The 19,991-nt window shown below is 43.6% G+C and carries 28 protein-coding genes; 15 read left to right on the top strand and 13 right to left on the bottom strand.

The window, feature by feature from the left end:
* Window positions 1-151 precede the first annotated feature (151 nt).
* The gene (locus DLD82_RS00295) at window positions 152-970 is read left to right on the top strand and encodes a hypothetical protein (RefSeq protein WP_109939103.1); all 819 of its coding nucleotides are present in this window, start codon (window positions 152-154) and stop codon (window positions 968-970) included.
* A gap of 306 nt (window positions 971-1,276) precedes the next feature.
* Here DLD82_RS00295 and DLD82_RS00290 read toward each other — a convergent pair whose 3' ends face one another.
* Together DLD82_RS00290 and DLD82_RS19275 are read right to left on the bottom strand one after the other, a co-directional pair.
* A complete protein-coding gene (locus DLD82_RS00290; protein ID WP_109939102.1) occupies window positions 1,277-1,930 on the bottom strand; it encodes a Shedu anti-phage system protein SduA domain-containing protein in 654 nt (217 codons plus the stop codon).
* A 279-nt stretch (window positions 1,931-2,209) separates the two neighbouring features.
* Window positions 2,210-2,335: a hypothetical protein gene (locus tag DLD82_RS19275; RefSeq protein WP_281267949.1), complete on the bottom strand. Its 126-nt coding sequence runs from the start codon at window positions 2,333-2,335 to the stop codon at window positions 2,210-2,212.
* A gap of 32 nt (window positions 2,336-2,367) precedes the next feature.
* On the opposite strand from DLD82_RS19275, the gene DLD82_RS00285 reads away from it, so the two are divergent.
* Window positions 2,368-2,646 carry a hypothetical protein gene (locus DLD82_RS00285; RefSeq protein WP_109939101.1) on the top strand — a complete coding sequence of 93 codons (279 nt, stop codon included), beginning with the start codon at window positions 2,368-2,370 and terminating at the stop codon, window positions 2,644-2,646.
* A 123-nt stretch (window positions 2,647-2,769) separates the two neighbouring features.
* Window positions 2,770-2,970 carry a hypothetical protein gene (locus DLD82_RS18185; RefSeq protein WP_146199636.1) on the top strand — a complete coding sequence of 67 codons (201 nt, stop codon included), beginning with the start codon at window positions 2,770-2,772 and terminating at the stop codon, window positions 2,968-2,970.
* A gap of 131 nt (window positions 2,971-3,101) precedes the next feature.
* Here DLD82_RS18185 and DLD82_RS19475 read toward each other — a convergent pair whose 3' ends face one another.
* Window positions 3,102-3,221, bottom strand: coding sequence for a type II toxin-antitoxin system RelE family toxin (locus DLD82_RS19475; RefSeq protein WP_369333087.1), 120 nt, complete (start codon window positions 3,219-3,221; stop codon window positions 3,102-3,104).
* Between the two features lie 226 nt (window positions 3,222-3,447).
* Between DLD82_RS19475 and DLD82_RS00270 the strand changes: the two genes are divergently transcribed.
* From DLD82_RS00270 to DLD82_RS18325, 3 genes are all read left to right on the top strand, one after another.
* A complete protein-coding gene (locus DLD82_RS00270) occupies window positions 3,448-4,500 on the top strand; it encodes an ATP-binding protein (RefSeq protein WP_219968271.1) in 1,053 nt (350 codons plus the stop codon).
* Window positions 4,501-4,730: 230 nt separating this feature from the next.
* Complete coding sequence (locus tag DLD82_RS18330) at window positions 4,731-4,883, top strand: hypothetical protein (RefSeq protein WP_181391163.1); 153 nt, start codon at window positions 4,731-4,733, stop codon at window positions 4,881-4,883.
* A 110-nt stretch (window positions 4,884-4,993) separates the two neighbouring features.
* Window positions 4,994-5,143: a hypothetical protein gene (locus DLD82_RS18325; protein ID WP_181391162.1), complete on the top strand. Its 150-nt coding sequence runs from the start codon at window positions 4,994-4,996 to the stop codon at window positions 5,141-5,143.
* A 537-nt stretch (window positions 5,144-5,680) separates the two neighbouring features.
* Here the strand turns inward: DLD82_RS18325 and DLD82_RS00265 are convergent.
* Window positions 5,681-6,145: a type II toxin-antitoxin system VapC family toxin gene (locus DLD82_RS00265; protein WP_109939097.1), complete on the bottom strand. Its 465-nt coding sequence runs from the start codon at window positions 6,143-6,145 to the stop codon at window positions 5,681-5,683.
* Window positions 6,146-6,175: 30 nt separating this feature from the next.
* Entirely contained in the window at window positions 6,176-6,337 is a 162-nt protein-coding gene (locus DLD82_RS18320) for a hypothetical protein (RefSeq protein WP_181391160.1), read from the bottom strand.
* 145 nt (window positions 6,338-6,482) lie between these two features.
* On the opposite strand from DLD82_RS18320, the gene DLD82_RS19270 reads away from it, so the two are divergent.
* On the top strand, window positions 6,483-6,605 hold the full coding sequence (locus DLD82_RS19270) for a hypothetical protein (protein ID WP_281267948.1): 123 nt from the start codon (window positions 6,483-6,485) through the stop codon (window positions 6,603-6,605).
* Window positions 6,606-6,635: 30 nt separating this feature from the next.
* Here DLD82_RS19270 and DLD82_RS00260 read toward each other — a convergent pair whose 3' ends face one another.
* A complete protein-coding gene (locus DLD82_RS00260; protein WP_109939096.1) occupies window positions 6,636-6,926 on the bottom strand; it encodes a YkgJ family cysteine cluster protein in 291 nt (96 codons plus the stop codon).
* A 174-nt stretch (window positions 6,927-7,100) separates the two neighbouring features.
* Here DLD82_RS00260 and DLD82_RS00255 point away from each other — a divergent pair, with 174 nt between their 5' ends.
* Together DLD82_RS00255 and ribB are read left to right on the top strand one after the other, a co-directional pair.
* Window positions 7,101-7,766, top strand: coding sequence for a DUF120 domain-containing protein (locus DLD82_RS00255; protein ID WP_109939095.1), 666 nt, complete (start codon window positions 7,101-7,103; stop codon window positions 7,764-7,766).
* Complete coding sequence (ribB, locus tag DLD82_RS00250) at window positions 7,763-8,482, top strand: 3,4-dihydroxy-2-butanone-4-phosphate synthase (RefSeq protein ID WP_109939094.1); 720 nt, start codon at window positions 7,763-7,765, stop codon at window positions 8,480-8,482. Before DLD82_RS00255 ends, ribB begins: the two co-directional genes overlap by 4 nt.
* Window positions 8,483-8,500: 18 nt before the next feature.
* Here ribB and DLD82_RS00245 read toward each other — a convergent pair whose 3' ends face one another.
* Window positions 8,501-9,541: a flippase-like domain-containing protein gene (locus tag DLD82_RS00245; protein ID WP_281267953.1), complete on the bottom strand. Its 1,041-nt coding sequence runs from the start codon at window positions 9,539-9,541 to the stop codon at window positions 8,501-8,503.
* 147 nt (window positions 9,542-9,688) lie between these two features.
* On the opposite strand from DLD82_RS00245, the gene DLD82_RS00240 reads away from it, so the two are divergent.
* Both DLD82_RS00240 and DLD82_RS00235 read left to right on the top strand, forming a co-directional pair.
* A complete protein-coding gene (locus DLD82_RS00240) occupies window positions 9,689-10,423 on the top strand; it encodes a glycosyltransferase (protein WP_109939092.1) in 735 nt (244 codons plus the stop codon).
* 42 nt (window positions 10,424-10,465) lie between these two features.
* Window positions 10,466-10,909 (top strand): PPC domain-containing DNA-binding protein, encoded by a 444-nt coding sequence (locus tag DLD82_RS00235; protein ID WP_109939171.1) that lies wholly within the window; start codon window positions 10,466-10,468, stop codon window positions 10,907-10,909.
* Here DLD82_RS00235 and cofC read toward each other — a convergent pair.
* Window positions 10,901-11,563: a 2-phospho-L-lactate guanylyltransferase gene (gene cofC / locus DLD82_RS00230; RefSeq protein ID WP_109939091.1), complete on the bottom strand. Its 663-nt coding sequence runs from the start codon at window positions 11,561-11,563 to the stop codon at window positions 10,901-10,903. The genes DLD82_RS00235 and cofC overlap by 9 nt on opposite strands.
* Before the next feature lie 79 nt (window positions 11,564-11,642).
* Here cofC and cofG point away from each other — a divergent pair, with 79 nt between their 5' ends.
* Together cofG and DLD82_RS00215 are read left to right on the top strand one after the other, a co-directional pair.
* Window positions 11,643-13,340, top strand: a complete 1,698-nt coding sequence (cofG, locus tag DLD82_RS19645) for a 7,8-didemethyl-8-hydroxy-5-deazariboflavin synthase CofG (RefSeq protein ID WP_394339578.1) — start codon at window positions 11,643-11,645, stop codon at window positions 13,338-13,340.
* A 122-nt stretch (window positions 13,341-13,462) separates the two neighbouring features.
* Window positions 13,463-13,744 (top strand): ferredoxin-thioredoxin reductase catalytic domain-containing protein, encoded by a 282-nt coding sequence (locus tag DLD82_RS00215; protein WP_109939090.1) that lies wholly within the window; start codon window positions 13,463-13,465, stop codon window positions 13,742-13,744.
* 241 nt (window positions 13,745-13,985) lie between these two features.
* Here the strand turns inward: DLD82_RS00215 and DLD82_RS00210 are convergent, their stop codons facing one another.
* Window positions 13,986-14,228 (bottom strand): nucleotidyltransferase family protein, encoded by a 243-nt coding sequence (locus DLD82_RS00210; RefSeq protein ID WP_245920320.1) that lies wholly within the window; start codon window positions 14,226-14,228, stop codon window positions 13,986-13,988.
* Window positions 14,229-14,823: 595 nt separating this feature from the next.
* Between DLD82_RS00210 and DLD82_RS00205 the strand changes: the two genes are divergently transcribed.
* The gene (locus tag DLD82_RS00205; RefSeq protein WP_109939089.1) at window positions 14,824-15,516 is read left to right on the top strand and encodes a DUF4013 domain-containing protein; all 693 of its coding nucleotides are present in this window, start codon (window positions 14,824-14,826) and stop codon (window positions 15,514-15,516) included.
* A gap of 18 nt (window positions 15,517-15,534) precedes the next feature.
* Here the strand turns inward: DLD82_RS00205 and DLD82_RS00200 are convergent, their stop codons facing one another.
* The 3 genes from DLD82_RS00200 to DLD82_RS00190 form a co-directional block, all read right to left on the bottom strand.
* The gene (locus DLD82_RS00200) at window positions 15,535-15,996 is read right to left on the bottom strand and encodes a universal stress protein (RefSeq protein WP_181391159.1); all 462 of its coding nucleotides are present in this window, start codon (window positions 15,994-15,996) and stop codon (window positions 15,535-15,537) included.
* 63 nt (window positions 15,997-16,059) lie between these two features.
* On the bottom strand, window positions 16,060-16,362 hold the full coding sequence (locus tag DLD82_RS00195) for a YunC family protein (protein WP_109939087.1): 303 nt from the start codon (window positions 16,360-16,362) through the stop codon (window positions 16,060-16,062).
* Between the two features lie 54 nt (window positions 16,363-16,416).
* Window positions 16,417-17,541 carry a glycosyltransferase family 4 protein gene (locus DLD82_RS00190; protein ID WP_109939086.1) on the bottom strand — a complete coding sequence of 375 codons (1,125 nt, stop codon included), beginning with the start codon at window positions 17,539-17,541 and terminating at the stop codon, window positions 16,417-16,419.
* Between the two features lie 51 nt (window positions 17,542-17,592).
* Between DLD82_RS00190 and DLD82_RS00185 the strand changes: the two genes are divergently transcribed.
* The gene (locus tag DLD82_RS00185; RefSeq protein ID WP_109939085.1) at window positions 17,593-18,822 is read left to right on the top strand and encodes a TM1812 family CRISPR-associated protein; all 1,230 of its coding nucleotides are present in this window, start codon (window positions 17,593-17,595) and stop codon (window positions 18,820-18,822) included.
* Here DLD82_RS00185 and ilvC read toward each other — a convergent pair whose 3' ends face one another.
* The gene (ilvC, locus tag DLD82_RS00180; protein ID WP_109939169.1) at window positions 18,823-19,821 is read right to left on the bottom strand and encodes a ketol-acid reductoisomerase; all 999 of its coding nucleotides are present in this window, start codon (window positions 19,819-19,821) and stop codon (window positions 18,823-18,825) included.
* Window positions 19,822-19,991 lie beyond the last annotated feature (170 nt).

The following is a 19,991-nucleotide window of genomic DNA, read 5'->3' as shown; positions in this document are numbered from 1 at the left end:
AAATGAGTGCAAGTTAAGTTACTGTAGCTGCGAACCTGAACATTGCCCGGCAGAGGGTTTCCCGGCATGTCGCCCGGTTGCTTGAAGATGGGAGGCTGGAGAAAGATGGGAATCAGTTTGTTATCCCGGATCGGGATGGCAGGGGGTATGCATGAAAACAGTATTGCGTCTTATTTTTATTAATCAAAAAAGGAATAATGTTATGCACCTTTCTAATATATGGATGAAATCCTCTGCAATATGGAATTTAATTATCTATCTAATTGTGATATTCATTATTTTGGGATTGTACTATTTCATTACATATCATTTATTTACGATAGATCAAAATGCTCGCGAAATTCCTAATTTAGTAATCCAGGTTCTCATTACCGTTACTTTGTCGCTTGCATTCATAAACTATACTTTTTCTAAAAACCAAGAAAAAGAATTTTTTGAAGCTTTGTCTAATCTTGTCGATGAATTATTCGATAATTTAGAACGGTTATCTGATGAGGGATTAAATCATCAGTTTGAAAGAGTTAGGGATAGAGCAACAAATCGCGATTGGATTGGATTTGATAAATTATCATCGTTCACTAATTGGGGGTCTGGCAATAATTTCTATCTTAAATATCTCCCAAATACCGCGTATTACTATTTTATCACTAAGGGATTCTTTGGATCTGATATGTCTGAAGGGTTTAATGAAGGAATGCGGGAGATTGTTGCTAAAACGTATTTCAAGTTTGATTTACTTAACATTAAAATTCAGGAGTTAGAGAATCAGTATTTAGGATATGGTCGAGAATTACCTGATAATTACAGAGAAATCTATATTGAGAGAATAACTCCAGTCTTAAAAATTTATCATACTGAAAATTTCTTTTTAGAATCGTTAAATCTGGTTAAATTGATACAAAATGCCTATCCATCTCTAAAGAATCAAGAAAAAATTCTAAATTTAGAAAGAAAAATTCAACCTACTTAAAGAATCCAAAAATTAGGAATAAAATAATTGCCCTATGGAATTGGTCAAGCGATTTTACTCTTCTTCAAATCCATAGACACTTGGATTTTTTGACCATTCATTCCAATAATCAAGTCTTTGAATTAAGAACTCCTTTCGTGCTTCTGGTATGTGGATATTATCAGAAATTGCAGAATCTAAATTTGAATAGTATGATCGTTCTTGAGCGAGTCCAGGAGACCATGTTAAGGTAGCGGGAACAGATATCGTTTTGTAGATTTTCTTCCCGTTTACCTCAAGTACTTTAAGACAGACACATTGACGAGTTTAATAATGTGGTGTTAATCTATCAAATGTCATAATCTTGAGATCATCCTTTTCTTTTTCGTGACGCTTTTTATTCCAATTTGGATTCGATGTGGCTTCCTCCCTCCGCCCATATATTAATACGAAATATGGGACAAAAGCTCTCTCATTATATGGATATTTATCTAATCCATAAAATGATTTGAAAGAAATCTGGTTAATGGGTTCTTTTATCCACACTCTCCAATCTTCTAATTGACCTAATGCTTGATTAAAATCCTGTGAAAAAGTCCCACTGTTTGTGAACCATCTTTTTTTAGGGGATTCAATTTCAATAAAAACAGGCTCAACACATGAGCTATTATGAGATATCCACAGAAAATCAGGTATGTAACTATGATAGGATGGAAGCGTTGGTTGAGAAATTAATCCATGAGGGGTAGGTGGGTGTCCGCTTTCACCACCAACAATATTGTATGCACCAGGGACCAAAGAAGGATATTGTTCTAAAAATGATTGTATTTCTATTTCTGATGGTTTAGGATTATGATTGAGTAATTCTTGCCATTGAGTGAAAATAAGGTTTTCATATTCTTCCCATCTCATTGCCATTTCCGGAGGAGTAGCCATGTTATATGTTTTACTTAATAAATTTCGTTGATTATCATTTTGCATAATATCTTTTCAATTTCACATTCAATATAAATACCTCATTCTTCAACAATATCGTTCAATTTCAATGGGAAAGCAAAGAATTGAATTTGTGAGATGAATATGACGAAACACCCCAAACTATCGTGACACAAAAATGGGATCACTTTCTGTTGCATGTTCAATTATCTCAGCTACCCACACATACACGCTATCCGTTCTCTAAATTAAAAACAAACTCTCCTCCTTTCTCTCTTCTTTTTTAGGTATTTAAATACTTAAACCAAATCTACTATCACCGGTTTATCCGGATGGAGGAAGGCAAAAAGGGTCAGACTTTGTTGCAAAGAGCACCGTAAAGAGTTCTGTACGGATGCTCACCGCACCGATTGAGAACATGACCACGTTCCAGAATCTCATCACTGACATTATCACCAACAACCCCTGGGGTTGTATGGATTATGTCATACGGGGCAACCATTGATGGTTGTCTGAAAAGAACCGAGCGGTATTCCGGAAAAGTGGTCTATGAAAATGCCCTGGCCAAGACGGTTGGAGGGATCAGTGTCACTGACAATACTTTGGCAGGTTTAAACACTCATATCAGAACCGTCTTCAGGACCGCAGTCCTGAACTCGGCAATGGTTTATTCCATCCATGACAATTATGAGGATGGGTTCAGTGTTCAGATCAAGTTCAATCACCCGAGCGGGGAGAAATATACCGTTACGGATACGTGATTCTATCACCGTCTACTTACGAAGCAGATGCAATTGTCACTGCTATCGAAACCTGTGCCAATACCTGACAACGGTGGTATTCTCGCATAATCCCTTTTCTTTTTTCAGAGCCGAGGCGGGAAAATGAATTGGAAATTTGTTGTTTCCGGGGGTTTGCTCCTGGTTCTCGCCGGTCTGTTCGATGCTGCTGATTATGTCTCTACTATTCACCACCGATGGATCTTTCCTGTTTGCGAGTTCAGGGCAGACCGACAACGGGACATATGCCTCTCGGGTTATGGCTGCGGATGCTTAAGAGATCACTCGGTCTATGAGGGGAGATGATTCTCTTACTGCCGATATCTCTGTAACAAGTTCCGGTCCCATACTGGTCTCGGATTTATACCCGGAAATAAGGTCAATTTACCTCGTATCAGAGAGTATGAAGATTACAAGAGATAAGAAAGATTGTCCAATCAACTCTGGTATTTACGGTATATCGTCTTCCGGCGATCTGCTTCGATGACCAGGAGCACCAGTTTCTCGTCTATAATCTCTAATATCGCTCGGTATTCACCGGTCCGGATTGAGTACAATCCTTTTCCTTTCCCTTTCAACGGTCCCAGTTTTTCTCTGGAATTGTCTAATTAGTTCCAGTTCCGCAAGGGTTGATTAGAGGGTCTTCGTGCAGGTCCAAGGAAGCTTTGCCAGGTCGTGCTTTGCTCCGGGAGAGATAAAAACCGTGAACTTACTCAAAAGAGTCTCCAAGTTCTGCCATTACTTCCGAAAGTGTCTGACATTTCCCTTCCTTGTAATCCTTTCGTGCTTGATTCACCCGGATCAGGGTTTCATCTCCATGATGGGCAACGGGTGGAAGATACCCCGGCAGAGGCAGCCATCCGGGAAGCATTAGTAAATGCTCTCATTCATGCAGACTATTCAAGTTCAGTCTCTATCCTTGTTGAAAAGCGGGTGGACCGGATCATATTCAGAAATCCTGGAACAATGCGGATCCCTCTCGAACTGGCAGCTCATGGTGGTACAAGTGACTGCCGGAACCGTGCATTGCAGGTCATGTTCCGGATGGTAGGATTTGGGGACCAGGCAGGATCAGGTATTCCCAGTATCTTTTCAAACTGGGCACAGGAGCAGTACCGCAATCCTCATTATGTCGAGTCATTCGGACCGGATACGACGACCCTGACCCTCTGCATGATACACCTCTTCCCAGAGAATATTCTGTCATATCTTGATTCTACTTATGGAGTATTATTTCATGCACTCTCCCATGAGCAGAAGATCGCTCTTGCATTGGCCTATTCTGATGGTGAAGTAACTCATAAGCGGATCCGGAAGATGTCAGGGATCCATCCTTCTGATCTGACAAAAGATCTGAAGATTCTGGTGGATCAGGGGTTTCTCGTTCCGGAAGGAGAGTCACGAGGAAGAGTCTATTATCCGAAGAAACGGCCTCAGGGTACCATCACCATGAGTCATCTTACCGATGATAAAGGGGAGTCCGGCTTGTCACATTCAGAGGGGAGCTTGTCACATTTGGATCCCAGCTTGTCACATTCAGAGAATGCCCTGTCTCTTTCGCTCATAAGTACCGGTTCTGTTCCCTTGGCAGAGAGGATTGAAAAAGGAATGAGGGGGCGGAAAAATATCCCCAAGGAAGAGATGGAATTATTCATTCTTGATATCTGCTCTGATCATTTTCAGACCCTTGGTGATATTGCATTGATATTAAACCGGAGTGAAAGAGTGATTCGGAATAATTATATCCGGACCATGGTGCAAAGGGGCCTTCTGGTTCCCCGGTATCCTGAAAAGAAGACTCATCCGGATCAGGCGTATATTCGTAAGTCATCGTGATATGTGTATTAATTAACTGATATCCTGGGAGATTGCATGTTATATGGCCCATGCCTGTCTTTTCCCTTTTCTGTCAGGACTTGGTTTTCCATCCACGTATCCAATTGCCCGAATTGACCTAAAATTCTTCATCTATCAAAAGGATGAGAGGAATGAATTAATGTATTACAATACATAAATAATGTAAATTTCAGGTTTTTCGAAATTTCATATCTGTTAGGAGGTAGAAAATGGCAGAACCTTTCAATACATTAATAATTCTCACAAAGGATGATGCCCGGCGTTTTCATGAATACGATAGTGATCCGTTTAAATATGAAAATGACCGGAGCAAAGCTGCAGCCAGACGGGCCCGACAAATTGCTCAAAATCTCAAAATCTAATAAATGGATCTTGATTCTACTGGGATTGTTTTAATATATTTCTCCTTTCCTTATCAGATCAATTATTTATTCTTACAATTCCTATCATATCTTACAGGGGGTGAGTATTTATGGCAAAACCAATAGATATCGGCCTTGTCCTGGAAGGGGATGATGCGAAAAAGTTCTATAGATACATGGAAAATCCAACAATAACCAATAAGGGCCGTGAACTCATCAGAGAAGCGATCCGCCTGTATCGGTCACATCCAAGCGAATGAGTCAGATAACTTATCGGGAACTTTGTTTATCACACATACTGTCTGATATTTTCAATGTCAGGCCTGTTGAGATTTTTCAAGATTTAAATTAAATATTGACCCTGACATCCGAAGGAGAAGGAATTGGTCAGGTTCTATAATTCTTGTACTAAACTGTTTCATCGAACACGGAGTTCTGGATGGGCTCGATAATGGGCTGTTAGAGTGGGATTATAGGTCCAGCAGAGAAGTCCCTGGTTATCAATAATCATTTTATTGGTCCGGATTAGTTCATTTAGGGTATTGAACAAGGGACAACTCTCAACCCCTGCTGAAATCAGATACTCGGATATCTGGGTGATGGTAACCTCACCACTCTGTTTTTTTCGGCTTCAATTACCCTGGTTTTTTGTTTATCCGTCATAGGTATATCCATTACACTCACAATTGCATTTTTCAGGAAAAGCGGGTATGAGATTTACTGATCAGTAGGGTGAGTTTGAGGCGAGTGACATTTTTTTATCAGGATATTTCATTGAAATCTTTTCTCCGTTGGATTCAGGGTCTCCATACGGTTAAAAATGGAACTCTTGTAAAATCGAGATCATTTGTCGCAATGTTGCATATTCCTGTTTCCTGTGCAATCGCTGCGATTGCAGCATCTTTCGCAAGGAGCTGACAGGTACGTGAGAGATGGAAGGTGCGATCCGGCGTGGTCGGGCTATCGGGTATCAGTTCAAATCCGATACTCCTCAGGACAGAGAATACATCCCATGCCAGGGTCATGTGTTGAATCGCTTCAGGTTTATTTTTCAGGTATCTCACCGCTGAAATACCTTCAGGTGCCTCTCCTGACCTGATTATCTCTTCTATCATCAGGCGGTGCAGGATTTCATACACAACCGGATGAGGAATGTACCCTTGAATATCTCCGGTTTCAACACGATAGACGAGATCTCTGCAAACTGGTCCCAACCGTGGGTGAGGAGCCGTGAGGTACACAAAAATGTTGGTATCAACAATTACCCTGGGCCGGAGGGCAAGTCTCTGATATTATTCAAGGATGTCACTTTCAGCAATCTCTTCAATTACTGATTCGTCCTGAATCTGAAATACCCCATAAATCCGGTTGGTAAGGCTTGAACTGGGAGGTATCGGGTACGAGACTGGATCTTTTAGGGCAGCGGGGGCGTTCGTAATTCCTTCGCCAGTCATAGTATATTCCTATTAGTTCTGATATGTTATCAATCTCCTGTGAATCTGATCTCTGCAAAAGGAGATTTCGGTATCCTCATCCGGATTCTCGGGCAATAGCATTATAGTATGGAGTAGGGATTCTCTCCGTCCGGATGAATTTCTGATGGATCCGGAGCAGAAGAAGATCCGCTGCCCGCTCTGTCTGAACCTTTGGCATATTCTTGAAGGATATTATGATGCTGACGATGTCTGGCATGCTGGAGATCTGGAGCAGCAGCTCAACTGACTCGGGGTCGGGTGGGAGTAAGAATTTAGATTATCTCCCACAAAAATACATCCGGCAGAGATCCGTTCTTGTTTGATGAACGGTGCAGACAGCAAGGTTATCACCATCAAATCGGAGAAAGGGACATGCAAGTGGACGTTTATCGTGGATGGTCGTATTGGTAAAAAGATCTTTTTTATCCGGATCGATGGTGACAATCTGCTCTACTCCGGTTATAAGATACTGTATCCGGTATTCAAAGGGGCCCGTCTGCTCCACAATACCAAAAACATCGGCCATGTAACTGCAGCAATACCCACATCTATTGCAAATATCTTTCATTATTATCCCGGATCAGCGTTTTTATCCAGACGTTTACAACTACTCCATATCTATTATCTTTTCAAAGTAAAATCTGAATCTCCCCGATGACCAGTGATACCTCACCTTCCATTTGTGGGATCTCTTCCATATATGGAAACACATTAATAGGATCCATCCCAGATATGATATTATATGGTTGCTCCGGAGGATCTGGAATGTATCAAACGGATTGCCCTCATGGGTGGTCTGAATGCTCCTGTTTTCCTCAAAACATTAAGTCTTGGATCCGAATTAGGCTTTAGTCCCCAGACCGCATCCCGAAGATTACGCTCGTTAGAGCAGCAGCAACTGATAACCCGGGTGCTTGGAACCGACGGACAACAGGTAACCATTACAAATACCGGAGAAGATGCACTCCGGCAGGAATACTGTGATTATTACCGGCTGTTTGGCAGACAGGAAAAGACCATTATTCTTTGCGGGATAGTCCAGTCCGGACTTGGTGAAGGTGCATATTATATGAGCCTTCCTAAGTACACTGATCAGTTTCAGGGATTACTTGGGTTTACTCCCTTTCCCGGAACCCTGAACGTCAGACTACATCAGACTTCAACACTCCAGCGAAAACGACTCTCCGGAGCTGACTGGAAGATAGCCCAGGGGTTTGAATCAGAAGGCAGGACATTTGGGAATGTTAAATGTCTGCCCTGTTTTTTTCGGGATGTTCCGTGTGGAATTGTCATTCCTGGCCGGACTCATTACCCGGAAGAACTCCTTGAAATTATCTCCCCTGAAGGGCTTCGAAAGAGGTTCTCTCTTGAAGACGGGGATGAAGTATCAATAGAGGTGACATTATGAATATTGACGCATATTCTGCACTCAGGCAGGGTGAAATGGTCCTGCTGTATGATTTTGATGACCGTGAACGTGAAACAGATCTCGCCATCCGTTCGGATATGATAACCGCTCCGGATATCTGCCGGATGAGAAATGAAGCCGGTGGGCTTATCTGCACTGCAATTCCGTTCCTTGCAGCACAAACCTTAGGTCTTCCCTTTGCACGGGAAGTCCTCCGGAATTGTGCCATGGTCGAAAAACTCGGAGACATCCCGTACGATCCTTCTAATAATTCGTCCTTCTCACTATGGGTAAATCACCGCGATACCTTTACCGGAATTACTGACCGTGACCGGACAAAGACGGTGACCTCTATCGCAGAAATAGTTCAGGCGGTTCTGAGTGGAGAACGACCATCTTTCAAGGAGCAGTTCCGGACTCCCGGACACATGCCCATCCTGATTGCAGCAGAAAAGCTCCTTTCCCAGCGGCATGGTCAGACCGAACTCTCAGTTGCCATGGCCGAAATGGCGGGAATTAACCCAACCATAACAATTTGTGAGATGCTTGACGATGAATCCGGGTATGCCCTCTCCAAGGAAGATGCAATGAGATATGCACACCGGCACAATCTTGCATTCATTGAGGGTTCTGAAGTCCTTGACCGGTGGGAAAAGGCATCGTTCCCGGTATCAGAATCCCCTGTTTCTGCATCTGTGGCAGCAAACCGGATTTAAATTTCTTCGTCACCTCTTTTACTTAGTCTCTGGTTCTGCTTCTTCCTGTTCTTCTTCATTATTATCTGCCCTGGTTTTAATCTCCCGGTGGACGATAAACATGCCTGCTATCGTCCCCAGGATAATATTCAGGTAAAATGTAACAAACCGCCAGAGCAGGACAAATATTCCGAGCATTCCGGCCGGAACGATAAGAGCATAGAGGGATGATGTGGATAATTCTGTGATACCTGATGATCCGGGTGTTGTTGGTATCATCATGATAATTGCTATCAGGATCTGGAAGAAGAATGAGAGGACGATATACGGCTCAAGTCCAAGGCCCATCAGGATGACTGAGGCTACCAAAAATTCGGTAATCCAGAAGAGAGCCGTTGCTCCTCCCCCTGCAATAAGCCCCCATCCGGATGATCCGGTAAACCGGGTGATGCTCTCAAAAAAATTATCAATTTCTGTATCGGCACAGGCACAGATCCTGGATGATGAAAGTCTTGTCTTTGAAAGTTTTCCGGTTATCCATGAAATGAAACGGAGGATGAGGTATTTCATTTTGGATGGGTACCTGATTGCAAGGAAGGGGATAAAGAGAAAACTCATGAGAAATACCCAGGCAACAATGATGAGGATGATAAGACTGGTGCTAAAAGTGCTCCACATCTCTCTTGTCATGAGCATGATGATAATTCCCATGATGGTGAGAATAATTCCATCAAGAACCCGTTCCATAATGACAACCGCAGTTGCATCCCCAATCTTTACTCCGGCCCTGAAGAGTTCATGCACCCTCACCGGTTCACCGCCAGCCTGACCCGGAGTAATCGTTCCTGCAAGGAGCCCAGCTAATACCATATTCAGAGAATATAAGAGACCTACTCGGTAACCAAGTGACCGGGACATCAGAACAATCCTTAGTCCCCAGAGTATCAGGGCCAGAATTCGGAATCCTATCGCTAAAAGGAGAAAGAAAATATTAAACGAAAGGATGTAACCGATGGTCTCTTCGGTAAATGTTGTCGCAAAAACCAGCACTATTACAGAGAAACTAAAGAGTAATGAGATAGCAAACAGGGTGCGGGATGAGAGTTTCAGGATTTTTCAGCTCCAGATGATAAATTTATGTTCAGAAATGGTATTATTGGTAAACCTTCTATGTAAGGGGATATCAGTATATAAGTATTCTATCTGACTTAGGTAATTTTCTGCTTTATGATATCGATTGTAATTCCCGCATATAACGAAGAAAAACGTATCGAAAGAAGCCTTATTGCACTGACAAACCAGACCATTCCCCGTGACCGGTATGAACTCATAGTCGTGGATGGAGGTTCAAAGGATAAAACCCGCGATATTGCAGAAAAATATGCAGACCAGGTCTTTATCCAGGAGTCCTCCCGGGTGGCTGGAGCAAGAAATGACGGGTTTCTCCGGGCACAGTACGACCTGGTTGCAACAACCGATGCTGACAGCATTGTTGCGCCGAACTGGGTGGAAGAAGCAATCGGGGCATTCTCAAATCCGGATGTGGTCCTTTCTTTCGGTCCGGTAATTCCCATTGAAAAAACTGAAACTGACCGGAGATATGCCCTTCTTTTTAACGGTCTGATTCGGCTTGGTGCCCATTCACGATTGTATTACTATACACTCGGATGTAATACTGCTTTTAGAAAAGCTGCACTCCTGCGTGCCGGGATGTATCGGATCATGGATGCCGGTGATGACCTTGAGATTGCAGTCCGGATGCGAAAAGAAGGTGCAGTGAAATTTGCCCCGGATATGAAAGTCGGATTTGATTTTCGGCGGTATCACGAATTCGGATTCTGGAAGACAATTTACGAGTGGTATTATATTGTGCTTCAGGGAGGCATTTCTGATAAATATTCATATACCCGGAGGGATTATGGGATTGATCCGGCAATTCCGGGTGATGGGAAAAAGACCTGACCTACCACATCCCTGATGTACCTTAAGGGTCAACCTGTGGGTATGAAATATGCAGCCGGAACAGCAGGCCGGGTATTTTACCTGCACATTGAACATGGTGAAGATCCGATAAAAATTATCAATTCATTTGTCCGGGAAAATGAGATCCGGTCAGGTGTTATTCATCTTATCGGAGCGGTAAAGAAGGGAACTCTTGTCACCGGGCCAAAAGAAGATGTTCTGCCTCCGGATCCTCATCGTGAAGATATTGGTCTGGCCCATGAAGTAATCGGGACCGGATTTATCCGGTCAGGAGATGATGGCCCGGCAATTCACCTTCATGTATCTGCCGGAAGGGGAGGAAAAGCCCTTACCGGATGCCTTCGGGAGACTGCTGAAGTTTATATTATTATTGAAGCGGTCATCATGGAATTTCTCGGAATCGATATTCCGGTTGTTCCTGATGAAAAGACTGCGATGATGCTTCCTGACCCTGTATCAGTCTGAAAGAGAAAAACCGGGCCTTTTTACCCCGATTCTGCTTTTTTTCATGGCAATTTCAAAACCATGCCCGACAAGCCAGTCCCTGGAATGGCCCTGATTATGGATAAACACCTCGATGAGATCGTCCTGCTCATCAATATCACAGTACAGCCTGAATGAATCGATAATTTTTATCATCAGGCTGTTGTCATTACCATATTTTACATGTTTTTCATAACTCATTCCATAATACTGGGCCTTGAATGTCTTTGCTGACCTGACATAGATAGCGTTGGTTCCTCCTCCCCGGCCGGGAGCAATCGCGAGATCCCCTCCTGAAGTGAGAAGGGAGATGATAGATGACCGGTCTGCAAGAGCAAGATCTGCCATGACAATAGCAAGAGGGTCATCATTTCCCTCACAAAATCCGTTTATAGTTTCATTGAGCCCTTCTTCAAGGATCTGAACCGGTACATCATCAAGCTCTACTGGTGCGGTTGCGAGGATGAGCGGAAAGCACCCGGCATCTTTCACCGCATCAACGACATCGCGGAGCATCATATATGCAAAGTTCTGTCGTTCTTCATCTGTCAGGATACAGGAAAGACGGGTCTTTGGGTTTATTGGTTTATATGGTATAACTACAGGTATTCGCATCTTTGAAACAAACGTTGCCATCAGGAATGGAAAAAAGGATCGACATCAACTGTCTGACTCAAAACCACCATATGGATCCCATGCATAAAGCACTGGTACGATGTCACCGGTAATCACGTATTCGCGGAATGTTTTTCTGCCGCTTACCTTTGTCTGCAGAAATGCGTGCGGGTACTGTATCTTCCGTCGCCCGCCCGGAGAGGGGTGTGTTCTTTCACCTGAAGAGGTTATGAGAATACTAAAGCGCGGAGCTGAGGCCGGGTGCACGGAAGCACTCTTCACTTTCGGAGAACATCCTGAAGAAGTGGCAGGATTTATGCCTTTTCTTGAGAGGTACGGGTACTCATCCATCCTTGAATACTGTCATAACATGGCTGAAGAGGCCCTTCGTCTGGGTCTTCTCCCTCATACCAATGCCGGAATTATGACCGCTGATGAGATGAGGTATCTGTCTGATGTGAATGCCAGTATGGGTCTGATGCTGGAGACAACCGCAGATATTCCTGCTCACCGGAACTGTCCGGGAAAAGTCCCAAGCCGGCGGATTGCCATGATAGAGGATGCCGGAAGACTGAAAATTCCGTTTACTACCGGAATTTTACTTGGAATCGGGGAGACTATCGCTGACCGGAGGGAATCGTTAGAGGTTATTGCTGCCCTGCACCGGAAGTATGGACATATTCAGGAGATTATTATCCAGAATTTCTGTCCAAAACCCGGAACAGATATGAGTTCTTTTCCGGGTGCAACCCTTCAGGATATGCAGGATACGGTTCGGATGGCAAAAGAAATTCTTCCTTCTGATATCGCGATTCAGATTCCTCCCAATCTTGCAGATGCTGCAGAAATTCTGCCATGTGGAGTTACTGATCTTGGCGGGATTTCCCCGGTGACAATTGACTATGTAAATCCTGAGCACCCATGGCCTGCTTTTGATGAACTGGTAACGTTAACCGCCGGATATACACTGCGTGAACGTCTGTGTATCTATCCTCAGTATATCCGGAAAGGATGGTTTCATGAAAGACTTGGGGATCGTATCATCTGTCTTGAGAACAAAATACATACGAGAGGTACATTCGTGATACCGGCAGAACCCCTGTACAAGGGGAAAGCAAAATCAGTGTTTGCAAGCGAAAACCCTGATGAATTGATTGTCGTCTTCAGAAATGACATGACTGCATTCAATGGAGTCAAGCACGACCAGTTTACTGATAAGGGAAAACTGAACGCTACCGCATCCGAGTTTTTTATGAAGATGCTTGAGTCGGAGGGTATCCCTACTCATTATATCCGGATGAACTCCCCCGATACCATGATTGTCCGGCGTCTTACGATGATTCCTCTTGAGGTTATCGTCCGGAATGTTGCTGCCGGTTCAATGACAAAGAAATATCCGGTAACTGAAGGGACCGTTCTTGACTGGCCTATAGTGACCACAGATTACAAGGATGATGAACGGGGAGACCCGATGATCAATGATGATCTAATCCAGGTGCTTCATATTCTAAATGCTGATGAACTCAAACAGGTGAAGGAGATGGCACTTCGGGTAAATACTGTGTTATCCCGGTTTTTTGATGAGTGTGGAATCCGTCTTGTAGACTTTAAGCTTGAGTTTGGAAAAGCAGGGGGAAAGATTTTCCTTGGTGATGAGGTAAGCATGGACTCCATGCGGCTCTGGGATAAGAAGACCGGTGAATCATTTGACAAGGATGTGTACCGGTTTGACAAAGGAGATGTTATCACTGCATACCGGAATGTGCTTAACCGAATCATTCCGGGAGCCGGGGTATAACTACGGTATAGGGTGGAGTATCATTCACTCCCGAAAGGTATTCACCAAAATTTTGAATTTTTCTCATCTGCGATCCATTATATTGAAGTGAGTGCGGGTTTAAGAGATAGAAGGGAGATCCTGTGGCAGAAACTGAAGAAGAAATTAAAAACTGGGCTCTCGAGTATTCCCGGTCGAAGGGATGGGTCCTGAATCCTGATGCAAAACAACGAAATGCAGTGATAAAAGGTCTTTCCCGTATGTCAGAAAAGTATGGGGAACGGTACTGCCCGTGTCGTATTCGATCCGGAGATAAAGAAAAAGACAAGGTTCTTGTCTGCCCATGTGCATTTCATGTGCATGAGCTTGAACAGGCCGGACATTGTACGTGTAATTTCTTTTTCGATCCGGAATATATTAAATAATATTTTTGATCCGGAAATATATTGATCGGTAGTAATCTTATATTATTACACAGCCTGGTTGTAGATCCAATCTTTATGTGTCCTTTCTCTTTTTGGGGATTTATGATGAAAACTTGCTCATGAGGATTTTGATATTATTTTTCAGAACAGGAATGTCATGTACCACCATTTCCCAGAGATGTATACTTCTCTATTGCTTCGATTGCATCGAAAATGTCCTGAAGTAGGTCTTTATCATCCCTCATAAAGGAATTGCCTCTTTTAAAACCCGTTCCAGAACCCGTTTTTTAAGACCCTGTTCCATGAGAACATCCACTTTGCATCCGAGAAGATCCTGAAGATCCATGAGAAAAGCACCAAGTGATAATAGGCTTCTTCCCTGCTCCATTTCTACAAGAAGATCAATATCACTCAAAGCAGTATCTTCTCCTCTTGCCACAGAGCCACATACCCTGATATTATATACTCCATATTTTTTTTGCAAGAACCATAATAGCATCCCGTTTTTGCTTTAATAGTAAACAACGGTTTACTGGTATGGTGCCTCCGGGTTGAGATAGAATTCCAAATCCCATATGGTTCACTGTTTCTTATCATCTTTACTTTAAGTGAATATTTTTTTTACTTGAAAAATTGATACGTCCTCATGTACCAGGTAATTCATTGAATACTGAGGTTCTTTCTACTTTCTTCCTTCCATTTCTATACCTCCAGCTGATCTCATGGCATAGCCATTTCATGTGAAGAACATCTGGAAATCGCATTCCCTTCCCTCATCAAAGTCAGGAGGGGCAGGGCATACCACTGAAGAATCTGATTCAATCCCTGGTGGTTTGTCTAGACATCACGGAGAGGAACTTTGTAATGCCAAATTTTTTGATAGAGGATGGAATACAGTAATTTTTTATTACACCCCTTCAATTTATTGGACAAATAATCAATTTCCATTCCTTGACGGGTTCGAGGCATACCCGGAATACCATAGATATAACTTCGCACATGTTTATCCTCAATGATTGAGCATATTTTAAAATTAACCGGATGAATAGCCTTATACTCTCTGAAAATATACTTTTATCATGGCATCGTATTCCCTTATTTTATCAAATGCATCCGATTACGTAAAAACCGGATTGATTGATCACTGGAAACGATGGATTGTCCTGATTGTAATTTCGATAATCCAGCTCATAACCTTAAACCTCGTCCCACTTGCAAGTGGGTACCTGGTAAGAGTATATGGAACTCCGGGAGACACTGCTCCGGAACTTGATGAATATGGCAGACTTTTCATTGACGGCTGGAAGATGAATATCGTCACAATTCTCTATCTGATTCCGGCTATCATCATTGCGGTTGCGTTTGGTGCAATTGGTGTGCTTTCGCTCATTGCTGGATTCCTTGCGGAAGGAAAAATTGTTGAGATCAGTGGGCTTTTAATTGGAAGTCTTGGAATCCTTGTTGCATTCCTGGTTTTTTTATTGATCTCTTTGATCATGAACATGGCATTTATTCATTTTTCAAGGTCCGGAAGACTCCTTGATGCTTTTAGTGTCGGAGCCATTACCAGTCGGATATCTGATGGAATTGGCTGGGGCGGTTATATCGTCATGTGGGTAATCGTCTGGGTTCTGATGTCTGTCCTGTTCCTGATACTATCCGGACTTTCACTAATACCCATTATCGGCTGGCTTGCAGCCTTCATTCTGACACCACTCTGGTCAGTCTTTATCGCAAAGATAAATGCGAATGTCTATGATAATATATCCTGATAATTCAGGAGAAAAGATTTATTTTTCTTCTTCCGGTTTTGTAACCAGGACCGGAACCGGACTTTTATGAACTATTCCGGTGCTGACACTTCCAAGAATGAGCCGGTCAGCCATCCCTTTTCCGGTTGATCCGACAACAATGAGATCTACTTTTGAACCGGTTACATACTCAACCATGGAATCAACAGGGTCTCCGACACGGGTATGAAAACCAATTTCAACCCCTGCTTCTCCTGCAACACCCTGAATTAAATCCCTGATATGGTTCTCTTCCTGCTGTAACATACTGATGAACTTTACATCTCCGGATGGTTCTTCAATTCGAACCTCCCGGTCTGCAAGTTCTGCATATACCCGTGGAGGAATGGAATACATGACATCAACCTTACTGTTATACACTTTAGCCAGGGATAATGCGTAGTTTAAAGCACGAAAACTCTCTTTTGAACCATCGACTCCGGTGAGAATATGGGAAAACATACACTTCATTATCTCATTCTTCCTTAAAAAAGTGCCCGTCCGGACTATCGGATAAAAATTTGTTCAGAGAAGTTTTTTAAGTGCCTCTTCTCCTGAAATATCCTGAACAATTCCTGCTTCTTTTGCAAAAGAATTAGCTAGAGCAACGACGCCTTTTAGCAGGTCATCAATATTTCTGACAGAATCTGCAGTTGTCGGACGGACTTTGACCGCCGGAATTTTAAATTTTTCTAGTGCGATAACATCAATAGCGCCACATCCGACAAGGCCCTTGTTTGTTTGTGCAAATACCAGATTTACCGGGCCGATAGGAATGATATAACCGGTGACTTCTCTTCCATCCAGAGAAAATTTCTTCTCTTCCATACTCCAGATTTGATGCGATGGCATAAGGACATGCAGGATATCTGAAAAGATTCGTTATTTATTACATATCGCAGACTGATAGAACGCTTCAAGCGAGCGGGAAATTATGTCCCAGTCATGTTCCCTGACATAAGTTCGCATACATTCATAATCCGGTTCCTGGGTAAGATAAGTTTTTATTCCTCTGGCAATATCTGCCGGGGAAGGCTCTGCACAGTACCCGCATCCGGAAAGGACATGGTCTGATGCGGCATTGAGCGGGTACCGGGTTGTAATAATGGGAAGACCAGAGGCCATTGCCTCGATACACACAATACCAAATCCCTCCCGTTCACTGGGAAGTACAAACACCCGTGCTGCCTTAAGTATACCCAGGACTTTACGATAATCTGTAATAAATCCTGCAAGTTGAATATTTTTCGAAAGAGCATGGTGATTGATCAACGATTTGGTTTGGGACATCATCGGCCCGTCCCCAATCATGATACATGAAAGGTCCGGATATTCGCGGGTTAGTATCCTGACCGCTTCTACAATCATCTCCGGGTGTTTGTCCGGAATAAACCGTCCGATGAAGATGATGTCGATTGGTTTTCCATCCGGCATGACCTGATTAATTTCTGAGAGGGTAATTCCATTTGGGACAATACTGATTTCTTTGTCATACCCCTCTTCTTTCATTCTTATTGCAGTATGACGGGATACGGCAATGGATGTGTTGGATAGAATAAGAGTCAGTTTCTCTATGATTCTCCCCATAAGCCCTGCTTTTCCAAGATACTGGTACCAGTACTGACCCCAGCATTCATGCCAGGTGATAATACATCGCTCTTTTTTCAGATACCCAATTAATCTGGAGACGAAAACCGGAAAATATGGAAAATTCTGACAATCGATGACATCTACCCTGACCCTGAACAGAACCGGAAAAAGATGAAATGTGTACCAGAGTGCCTGAAATACCGATCGTCTTCCTCCGGTATAAAGGCCCACCGGTCTGCAGACCTGGTGGATGATAAGACCATCCCGAAAAATTGTCCCATTTCCTTCTATTGACATGGGAAAAAGGTGTACTTCATGTCCCCGGAGAGCAAGCCTGGTCCCGATTTCGTAAATACGTTTTTCGACTCCGCCGATGGTCTCCGGATAGAGCACATCATAGACAAATGCAATTTTCATGAATCATGCCGTGAATACTATGTAATTACATATAGGCCTGTGGATAAATGAATGAATCAGATGCGGTGTATCTCTTTTGCTGGTCAGGGCTCATTGAAAAAACGACGATACTGTCGTGATACTACCTGTATTGAGACAGATATCGTGCAGGAGGCAATTTATCATCTCTATCATCCGGAAGATATCACCCTCCTCCTTTCAGATCCAGCTGCAGCAGGATTGGCCTCACTCCTTGAAAGTAGAAATATTCCGGTAAAAAAGACCTGGATTCCGTATGGGACTGATGAAACCCAGCTCTTTGAGATATTCAGCACAATGTGCAATGCAGTACATGAAAAGGAAGAGGTTATGTTTGACATTACTTCAGGATGCCACTCCCTTCCGTTTATGACCTTTCTTGCCGCATCCTACCTTAAATCAGTACACAATGTCCGGATATCCGGTATCATATATGCTCCAGAGGTGCAGGATGATGGGTTTTGCAGGTTTGTTGACCTTAAACCGATGATGGAGATACCTGACTGGATCGCAGGAGTCAGGGCAGTGACCAGTTATGTTGATGCAGAACCGGTGTATACTCTCTTCAACAATCTCCAGGGCACCATTCACCGGTCAGGAACGGAGAAAAATCCTCCGGTCCGGCTGACCGGGTTTGCAACTCTTTTAAAACAATTCAGCGATTCTGTCCGTCTGGCCCGGCCGGTTGAAGCTCTCTATGCTGCATCCGGAATAGTCCGTGACATTGATGAGGTTAACGAAGAGCTCGAGCGGTTTGCTCCGACCTTAATCCCGGTCCTTGCTGCTGCGAGGGATCTGTCCGGTATGGCAGCAGAACCTGAACCTGACCGGTGTTCGTTCGCATACGTTGAAAAACAGATTGTTCTTATCTCGTTTCAGATTGAAAAAGGATTGTATCTGCAGGCCGTAACTCTGGCAAGGGAAGTCCTGATTACGCTTCTTATGATTCTGATGGATCTTGAAACCCTCTGGAGGGATGCAGATATTCGTCACCAGGTATCCCGGACCCTGACTGGTGGCGGACTTCTCATGCAGCAGAAATTATTTGAAAAGACAAAATATTCTGATATCCTCACCAAGTATCCGGACTGGAAAGAGATGGTGCTCATCTGGGTTCGGATCTCTGATTTACGAAATAACCTGGCTCACTGTGGGATGAACCTCAGAAACGACAGTGTTAGATCAATACGAAAACGTGCATCTGATATTCTGCCGGATCTTGAACGGTTTATGGTCCTTTGTAAGGCCTTAAAAAAGATATGATTATTTATTCAGATCTTTAAACTGGGGCATGGTGGCCCGGATCTCTTTTCCTACTTCTTCGATGAGATGCTCTTCGTCAGCACGGGTCAGAGCGGTAAATACCGGGCGGTTTACCATATTCTCAAGCATCCACTCTTTTGCAAATGCTCCGGTCTGGATCTCTTCGAGGATTTCCTGCATGGCAAGGTATGACTCCTGCCCGATAACCCGTGGTCCGCGGGTCAGATCACCAAATTGAGCGGTGTTAGAGATTGCGTTTCTCATTTTGGTAAATCCACCTTCGTAGATGAGATCAACAATAAGTTTTGTCTCATGCAGGACCTCGAGGTATGCCATTTCAGGAGCATATCCTGCTTCAACAAGGGTCTCAAATCCGGCCCTGATAAGTGAGGTCATCCCGCCACACAGGACTGCCTGTTCTCCGAAAAGATCTGTCTCGGTCTCTTCACGGAAACTGGTCTCAAAGACGACCGCACGGGTAGCTCCGATTCCTTTTGCATATGCAAGTGCAATGGCTCTTGCTTTTCCTGTTACATCCTGCTCAATGGCAATGAGTGCCGGTACACCTTTCCCTTCGGTGTAGGTACGGCGTACCATGTGACCGGGTCCTTTTGGTGCAACCATTACCACGTCAACATCGCCGGGAGGGACAATCTGACCAAAATGAATATTGAATCCATGTGAGAACATGAGCGTCTTGCCCTTGGTAAGCCCTTTTGCAATCTGTTCCCGATATACTGCACCCTGGTGTTCATCAGGGATGAGGATCTGGATTACATCAGCCTTCTTTGCAGCATCGGCAACTTCCATCACTTCAAAGCCTTCACTCTTTGCAAGGTCCCAGCTTTTTCCCGGACGAAGACCGATGACGACTTTAAGGCCACTGTCTTTCAGGTTTAACGCCTGACCTCTGCCCTGGGATCCATACCCGATGACTGCAATCGTCTTTGATGAGATGGCAGACATATCGGCATCCTTGTCATAATATTTCTCTAACATGATAGCCTCTTGTCTTGTTATCTTAGCATTCATTGGGGTGGACGTGATATCATTTTTCCCCAGAGTCAGCATAATTTTCCCTTTTCACCACCACTGTCTGTAAATGTGGTGCACCATCGCGCATTCATCGCACCAGGTTTCAATTGACAAAGACCAGAGTGCTTATATTA

Origin of the sequence: Methanospirillum stamsii (assembly GCF_003173335.1) — an archaeon.
Classification (GTDB): domain Archaea; phylum Halobacteriota; class Methanomicrobia; order Methanomicrobiales; family Methanospirillaceae; genus Methanospirillum; species Methanospirillum stamsii.
This window is presented reverse-complemented; position numbering and strand designations above follow the sequence as displayed.